Source organism: Pseudomonas sp. PS01301 (assembly GCF_029960215.1).
In the GTDB taxonomy this organism is placed as follows: Bacteria; Pseudomonadota; Gammaproteobacteria; order Pseudomonadales; family Pseudomonadaceae; genus Aquipseudomonas; species Aquipseudomonas coleopterorum.
On sequence record NZ_JASCPM010000009.1, the window covers coordinates 45,792 to 52,200 of the forward strand.

Here is a 6,409-nt window from a genome sequence, read left to right on the forward strand (position 1 = left end):
GCTTGCCGATAGCGTAGCGCCAGTACACAGTGTAACGGCTTGGATAAAAGCAGCTCGATGCTGCGCCTTGTTCGCCGGCTCGGCGGACATCAGGAATGATACACATGGATGTTTTTGCTGCACTGTTTCACCCGCTCGAACCACGCCTTCTCATGCTCTGCAGCGATACTTCACGGACCGACTCGCTCGAACGCTACCTTCAAGATCTTTCTCTACCCGTCGAGGGCCTGCAGCCGGAATTGCAGCCGGCGTACGACTACGAAAAAAGCCGGCACAAGGCCATTCTCGTCGAGCCTGGCCGTGGTGAACGCCAGAAAGGCGTGCGCTGGGTCGACAATATCCGCCGCGGCAACAGCTGGGCTTCGATACTGGTGGCCTTGACGGGCGCCGATGCGGCCATTCGCCAGGACTATCAGCAGGCCGGAGCCGACCATGTCTTGCGACTGCCAAGCACTGAGCCTGCGCGCGAGACGTTTTACGTAGAGCTGTTCCAGAACCCGGACTACTGGAACCTGACGCCGCCGGTGGTGGACCCCGCGCGTCTGTGTCTGGAGGATGAAACCCGGCGGCTGGACCTGACCTTTGCGCAGGTTCAGGTCATATTGGCGCTGCTGTACGCGCCGCATCACCAACTGAGCTTCGACGATCTGGCGCAACTGCTGGGGCTGAATCTGCGGACCTACGACATGCGTGTGGTGGAGAAATTCGTCAGTCGCCTGCGTAGCAGCATCCGCCAAGTCTTCGGCACCAATGTGATCCAGAGTGTGCGCGGCAGCGGCTACCGCCTGAACCGTGGGTGCATTTCGCCGCCGCCCAGCGCTTTCCACTGAAAGGCGGTTTTCACCAGACCGATGGGCATTGGCGGTTTTTTCACGGCGTACTAGGCTTGGAGTGATACGACAACTGTATCCAGCTCTACGTTTTGAAGGAACGACCTCATGCCTACGGATCTTGGCGACAAATTTTCATCCATCAACAATCAGCTCTATACAGCCCACCAGACAACCGACGAAGCGCAGCTGGCGCGTGGTTTCTGGTGGTTCAATGACGTCGACTGCACCCTGACCCAGAACGGTATCACCGTGGGTCTGACACGTACCGAATGTTGGCTGCTGAGCCTGCTCGCCTTCAGCAGCGAGCGGGTCATCAGCAAGGAAGCGCTGATTGCCGGACTGGGCAAGGACCCCAGCCACTACAACGGCCTGGAAATGTCCCTGAGCCGCCTGCAAAGCAAGTTTGGCCAATGCAGCGGTGGTGAACGCCTGATCCGCTCGGTACGCAACCGTGGCTACTGCCTGGCCCAGGTGGTGCGTGCTGCCTATTGCCCGAGCTGGAAATCGCCGACGGGCCTGGCTGGCAAGCCCCCCTGCTGCTGCTAGCGTTCGCGCAGGGCTTCCTTGGCCCGGTTCAGTGGCTTGATCAGGTAATCCAATACCGTCTTGTGCCCCGTGGTGATGTCCACCGTGGCGATCATCCCGGGGACGATGGCGAAGGTCTTGCCGGCCTTGTTTTCCAGCGAGTCGGAATCGGTGCGGATGAACACGCGGTAATAGAACACTTCCGGTTTGACCTCATCCTGAAGGGTGTCGGGCGAGATGGTGACGACCTTGCCGTCAAGCCCGCCGTAGATCGAATAGTCGTAGGCGGTGATCTTCACCTTGGCCTGCTGGTCGGGATGGATGAAGGCGATGTCGCGAGGCGAGATGCGCGCCTCGATCAGCAGACGCTCGTCCAGCGGCACGATTTGCATGAGTTGGCCGTTGGGCGGTACCACGCCACCGATGGTGGTGACCTCGATATCCTTGACGATGCCCCGTACCGGCGAACGCAGGGTCAGGCGCGAGACTGAATCGGAGCGGCCCTTGAGCACGGCGGTGAGGGTTTCGACGTCGGCGTTGGCCTTGGCCAGTTCCTCGCGGGCACGCACCATGTAATCGGAGCGCGCCTCGGTGAGCTTGAGTTCGAGTTCCGACCGCTGCCGATTCAGGCGCAGGACTTCCACGCGGCTGGCCGCCCCGGTCCTGGCCAGGTTATCGGTGATCTGCAACTCGCTGCGCACCAGACGCAGCGACTCGTTGATGCCGGTCAGGGAATCGTCCAGGCCACGACGGCGGGCGTTGTACAGCTCGGTTTCAGCCTTGAGCAGTGCCGGGTAGGCATCGAGCTCGGGGGGAAATTTCAGCGGCTTGAGCCCGACCTCGGCCTGCAGCCGGGCGACGCTGGCCAACGTGGCCCGGTATTTGGCCGCGCTTTCGCCGAAGTTGGATTCGGTCTTGGTCGGATCCAACTGGGCCAGCACTTGCCCGCGCTCCACGATCGCCCCTTCGGTCACATTCATCTCGGCGATGATCCCGCCTTCGAGCGACTGGATCACCTGCTCCCGCGAGCTAGGAATCACCTTGCCGGTGCCGGTGGAGACTTCCACCACTTCGAAAAAGAAGGCCCAGACGAAGAACGCCAGGAGCATGGCGACCGATACCCACACCACGCGGGTCGCGCGCACCACGGTGGAGTCGTCGACACCGTCCTGATAATACGACTGGCCGGGCGCACCGTCTTCGCTGAGCAGCGGAATGCGCTTGAATTCACCGGAGCCCAGCACCTTGAAACCCTTGCCTGTGTCCATTTGCCCTGCCCTCCTTGATTAAGCCGCGCCCTTGGGACGCGACAGCGTGGCGATGGCGTTTTCCTTGGTGTCGTCGATGACCACCTGGCCATTGTCGACCACGATGATCCGGTCGACCAGCGCCAGCACGCTGGTGCGGTGGGTGGCGACGATGATCGTGCGCCCCTGCCCCCAGGTGGCCAGGTTGTGGATCAGCCGGCGCTCGGTGGTCTCGTCCAGGGACGCGGTGGGTTCGTCGAGCAGCAGGATGTGCGGCTGACGGATCAACAGGCGCGACAGCAGCAGCGACTGGCGCTGGCCACCCGACAGGCCGAGGCCACCTTCCAGGATCAAGTGATCCATGCCGGTCGGACACTGGCGGACGAAATCCAGCGCGCCAGTGATCTCCAGCGCCGCAATGATTTCCTGATCCGAGGCCTGCCCGGCGCCCATGATCAGGTTCTCGCGCAGGCTGCCGTGGAACAGCCGTGAATTCTGCGTGAGCAGGCCGATGTCACGACGCACGTCGGCCGGGTCTATGTGTCCCAGGGCCACACCGTCGAGCGTGATACTGCCGCCGCTCAGGTCCAGGCCACCGGCCAATGCCTGGAGCAGGGTCGACTTGCCTGCCCCGTTGCGGCCGAGGACGGCGATGCGTTCGCCGGGCGCGATGGTCAGGTCGTTGACGGTCAGCGCCGGGGTGCGCGATTCCTCACTGTATTTGAAGCTGGCACGCTTGAGCGCGTAGCGCCCGCCGATCACCGGCAGGTGCACGCGCTGGGCGCCTTCGGGGTGATCGACAGGCAGCAGCATCAGACGGTTGAGCCCTTCCAGGGCCACTTTGGCCTGTTGCCAGCGCGTCAGCACGTGGGTCAGTTGCGACACCGGCGCCATCATCCGCGAGGCCAGGATCGAGGCCGCCACCAGGCTGCCGGTGGTGAGGTCACCGGCGATCACCATGGGGGCGCCGAACACGATGACGATGGCGAACACCGCGCTCTGCACATTCTGTGTCCAGGCCACCAGGCCGTTGGTCAAGGTGCGCAGGCGCAGGCTGCTGTCCGCTGCCACGGCGTTGTAGTGGTTCCACTGCTGCTGGAAGCGCTGTTCGGCCTGCAGGCTCTTGATGTCGTCCATGCCCTGCACGGTTTCCACCAGCATGGCGTTGCGCAGGGCCGACTCGCGCATGGACTCGTTGGCCAGACGCGCCAGCTTGCGTTGGGCCAAGAGCCCCGGCACCACCATGGCAACGAGCGCGCACAAGGGAATCAGCACCAGCGGCCCACCGATCAGGTAGAACACCACCAGGAAGATCAGGAAGAACGGCAGGTCGGCCAGCGCCGTGGCGGTGCTGGAGGTGATCAGGTCGCGCAGCGATTCCAGCTCGCGCAACTGCGAGATGAACGAGCCGGTCGACTTGGGCCGTGCCGAGTTGCGCAGGCGCAGGGCGTGACCGAACACCAGGTCGCTGACCCGCAGGTCGGCGCGCTTGCCCAGCAGGTCGGTGATCTTCATGCGCATGATGCGCATGATGAAATCGAAGACGATCGCCAGCAGCACACCGCCGAACAGCACGTACAGCGTGGGCAGGGATTCGGCCGGGATGACCCGGTCGTACACCTGCATGGAGAACAGCACCCCGCCCAGCCCGAGCACGTTGGCCACCAGCGAGGCCAGCATGACGTGACCGTAGGGCCGCAGGTCGCGCAGGACGATCTTGCGGAACCAGTGCTCGTCGTAGGGCTTGATGTAGTCATTGGTGCGCACGTCGCTGACCGGTCGGGCCGGACGCAGGATCACCGTACGCAGGGCGTTGTCCAGCAGGGTCTGGCGGTCGATGCTGCTCTGCAGTCCTAGGTCGCCGCTGTAGGCGATGCCGATCTGCTCGTCGTCGCCGAGCACCTGGATGATGCCCACCTGACCGTCCTTGAGCTGCACCACCAATGGCGTGCGCCATTGGGTCAGGGTGGTGGGGTCGTAGTGGGCGAACTTGATGGTCAGCCCAGCCTGACGGGCCATCTGCCGCAGCACGTCCTCGACGCTCGAATCGTCGGCGCGCATCGACGCGATGCGCACGTTTTCGGCCGAGCATTCCAGGCGGTAGTGGCGCGCCACCCCCAGAATCGCGTCGAGCCAGACCTGGTAGTCCTGGCGCGAAAAGGTTTCGTGGGGTTGCGCCGTTTCCGGGTCCAGCGGCAGGTTCACGGCATCGTTCATGGCAGGATCTCCACGCCTTGGATGGTGCTCCGATCGATCCGATAGGCACTGCGCAGGGCGCCGGTGCTGTACAGGCAGTCCACCTGCAGGCGGCGCAGGTCGGCCTCGGTATTGGCCAGGTCGAAACGTGATTGGTGGATTTCCTGCTCGGCGTTGAGCAGGTCCAGCAGCGGCCGCGTGCCCAATTCCAGGTACTGCTGGCCATACAACTCGCGGGCTTCGACGATGCTGGTCTGGCGGTACTGCAGCGAACCGAGTCGACGGTCCAGGCTGGCGGTCTGCGCCTGGGCTTCGAACAGCCCCTGGCGCGCCTGCAGCCTTGCGGCGTCTTCGGCCGAATCGGCGGCGGTCAGGGCGTAGGTGGCCGCTGCGGTGCGGGCGGTGGTGGCGCCGCCCTGGTAGAACGGTACGTCGAGGTTGATGAAGATGCCGGCCTGGGTCCGGTCGATGTTGGAATTGTTGCTGTTGTAATTGCTGTCCAGATAATGGTTAAGCGTGGGGTCGACCGACAGGGTCGGCAGTCCGTCGGCGCGGGCCTGGCGGATGGCCGCCTGGGCTTCGACCCGTTGCGCGTTGGCCACCAGAATCCCCGGCAAGGCGTTCATGTCCGGCCCGGCGGTGCTGCAGGAGGCCAGCAGTGAGGACGGAAAGTCGTCGTTGACGTCGAACGGCGCGGCGCGCCCGACCAGGTTGATCAGGTTGGCCCGCCAGCGGTTGTACAGCGCCTGATACTGCAACAGCGTGGCCCGCGCGCCGTCTTCGCGCGACTTGGCCTGGACCACGTCGGAACGGGTCGCGGCGCCCATGTCGCTGCGCTGACGGGCAAGCTCGGCGATGCCGGCGATGCCCTTGATCTGCTCTCGGGCGATCTCGAGCAGGCGCTTGTAGCGCTGCACCTCGATGTAGGCCTGGGAGGTGTCGCGCGCCACTTGATCGATGCTCAGCAGCACCTGCGCCTGGCTGCGGGCGACCCGCGCCTTGGCCACATCGACGGCGCTGTCGACCTTGCCGAAGTCATACAGCATCTGCTTGAGCGAAATGTTCACCGCCTGACTGGTGCCGTTACCGCCGTAGGAGCTGTCGAGGCCACCGCGCAGGCCGCCGGTGATGCGCGGGTAATAACCGGCGCGCGCGACGTTGATGCCCTCGCCCTGCTGGTAGAGGGTGCCGATCGCTTCAGCGATGCTCGGATGCCATTCCACCGCCAGGCGAACCGCCTGGGCCAGGCCCAGCTGGCTGCCGGCTATCGGCGCAGCCAGGTCGGTGTCATCGCGCTGAGCAGGACCAGGCACGGCTGCGGGCCGGGCGGTGGGGCGTGGATGAAGCCCGATGCGCGAGTCGGGGCGGGTTTCCAGACGGCTGGGGCTGATGACCCGCAGTTCGGGTTCGACGGTGTCTGCGGCCTGTGCCGACAGGGTGTACAGCGTTGTGCTACTCAAGGCCAGAACGGCCACCGAAAACTGTGCTGCCAAAAAGGTCCACTTCAAGCCAATCCTCCACTTCCTGTTGTCCATGACACGCCCGAGACAGGCGACGTGCGACTTCCTGCCGCAACGCCAGGCCCGAAGGCCTGACGTGGATTGCGAG

General features: G+C 64.3%; 5 protein-coding genes. 2 read left to right on the top strand and 3 right to left on the bottom strand.

The window, feature by feature from the left end; genetic code table 11:
* The first annotated feature begins 104 nt into the window (after positions 1 to 104).
* Together QMX89_RS06950 and QMX89_RS06955 are read left to right on the top strand one after the other, a co-directional pair.
* Positions 105 to 830 (top strand): winged helix-turn-helix domain-containing protein, encoded by a 726-nt coding sequence (locus QMX89_RS06950; RefSeq protein ID WP_282347585.1) that lies wholly within the window; start codon positions 105 to 107, stop codon positions 828 to 830.
* A gap of 108 nt (positions 831 to 938) precedes the next feature.
* The gene (locus QMX89_RS06955; RefSeq protein WP_049858823.1) at positions 939 to 1,379 is read left to right on the top strand and encodes a helix-turn-helix domain-containing protein; all 441 of its coding nucleotides are present in this window, start codon (positions 939 to 941) and stop codon (positions 1,377 to 1,379) included.
* Here QMX89_RS06955 and QMX89_RS06960 read toward each other — a convergent pair.
* From QMX89_RS06960 to QMX89_RS06970, 3 genes are read right to left on the bottom strand one after another with little or no spacing between them, the layout of a single operon-like run.
* Entirely contained in the window at positions 1,376 to 2,626 is a 1,251-nt protein-coding gene (locus QMX89_RS06960) for an HlyD family type I secretion periplasmic adaptor subunit (RefSeq protein WP_056843561.1), read from the bottom strand. The genes QMX89_RS06955 and QMX89_RS06960 overlap by 4 nt on opposite strands.
* Positions 2,627 to 2,644: 18 nt before the next feature.
* Positions 2,645 to 4,822, bottom strand: a complete 2,178-nt coding sequence (locus QMX89_RS06965; protein ID WP_090359239.1) for a type I secretion system permease/ATPase — start codon at positions 4,820 to 4,822, stop codon at positions 2,645 to 2,647.
* Positions 4,819 to 6,267, bottom strand: a complete 1,449-nt coding sequence (locus QMX89_RS06970) for a TolC family outer membrane protein (RefSeq protein WP_349012168.1) — start codon at positions 6,265 to 6,267, stop codon at positions 4,819 to 4,821. Before QMX89_RS06970 ends, QMX89_RS06965 begins: the two co-directional genes overlap by 4 nt.
* Positions 6,268 to 6,409 lie beyond the last annotated feature (142 nt).

Bases quoted from the DNA above. Each gene is read 5' to 3' on its own strand.
- QMX89_RS06950 (WP_282347585.1), top strand. From the start codon at position 105: ATGGATGTTTTTGCTGCACTGTTTCACCCGCTCGAACCACGCCTTCTC.
- QMX89_RS06955 (WP_049858823.1), top strand. From the start codon at position 939: ATGCCTACGGATCTTGGCGACAAATTTTCATCCATCAACAATCAGCTC.
- QMX89_RS06965 (WP_090359239.1), bottom strand. From the start codon at position 4,822: ATGAACGATGCCGTGAACCTGCCGCTGGACCCGGAAACGGCGCAACCC.
- QMX89_RS06960 (WP_056843561.1), bottom strand. From the start codon at position 2,626: ATGGACACAGGCAAGGGTTTCAAGGTGCTGGGCTCCGGTGAATTCAAG.